The organism is Mucilaginibacter sp. P4_E8, from assembly GCF_056401495.1.
In genome coordinates, this window is the sequence record NZ_JBFUJG010000397.1 from 1 (window position 1) to 1,208 (window position 1,208).

At 48.0% G+C, this 1,208-nt stretch carries 1 protein-coding gene; it reads left to right on the forward strand.

The genetic code is table 11. The features are described 5' to 3' along the window. Positions 1-1,208 (forward strand): non-ribosomal peptide synthetase (locus tag AC1DRQ_RS31700; protein ID WP_477430154.1); only part of this gene is annotated, 1,208 nt, incomplete at both ends.

Below are 1,208 nucleotides of genomic sequence, written 5' to 3' on the forward strand. Positions count from 1 at the left end.
CTGCTGGACCTGTTCAGGGAGCAGGTAATGCTTCGGGGAGAAGAGACCGCTGTGGTTTACGGGGATAGCCGTCTGAGCTACCGTGAGCTGGATGCCCGGTCGAACCAGCTGGGGCATTTCCTGCGGAGCCGYGGTGTTGTATCGGAGACGCTGGTACCGATCTGTCTTGGCCGTTCCCTGGAGATGATCATCGGGATCCTTGGGGTGCTGAAGGCGGGGGGTGCTTATGTGCCGGTGGATCCGGATTACCCTGCGGACCGGATCAGTTATATGCTTCAGGATACCGGAGCATCGCTGATCCTCGGCGAGAGTGTCTACCAGGATCAGCTTTCGGAAGCGAGCCCGGATGCGCTGGTGGTAAGCCTGGACAGTTTATCGGAGCTGCTGTCGGTTTATCCGTCGGGGCCGGTGCCTGCTGAAGTTCGTTCGGAAGACCTGGCGTATGTGATCTATACTTCGGGTTCAACAGGGCGTCCGAAGGGTGTAATGATCGAACACCGCAACGTGGTGGATCATGTATATGGTATGATTGATAGTGCTGATTTACAAAAATGTACATCGTTTATGTTTTTTTCACCACTTACCGCTGATGCGGGTCATTCCATATTATTTTCTGCTTTGACTTTAGGCGGAAATTTACATGTCCCATCTGAATCAATTTTATTTGATGGACAGGGTTTAGCAAGATATTTAAAAGATAATCATGTTGATTGTATAAAGATCGTTCCCTCCCTGTGGAACTCTTACATTAAGGATGGTAATATACTTTTACCTGCAAAGGTTATCGTATTTGGTGGTGAAGCAATGCCATTAAATATCGTAGAGAAATTGTTTTCAGTAGCATATAAAGGAGATGTTTATAATCATTATGGGCCGACCGAAACAACTATAGGAAAATGTATCTATAAAATAGACTTAAATTTAAAACACAGTATAATACCCATAGGGCAACCATTCTCCGATACAAGGTTGTACATTTTATCAAAAAACGGGCATCAAAATCCTATCGGTGTACCCGGCGAGTTGCATATCGGGGGAGCAGGTCTTGCACGAGGATACCTGAACCGTTCGGATCTGACGGCAGAGCGTTTCATACCGGACCCCTACGGTGAAGAAGGCGGGCGATTGTATAAGACGGGGGACCTTTGCCGCTGGTTGCCTGACGGTAATATAGAGTACCTGGGCCGTATGGATGACCAGGTAAAGAT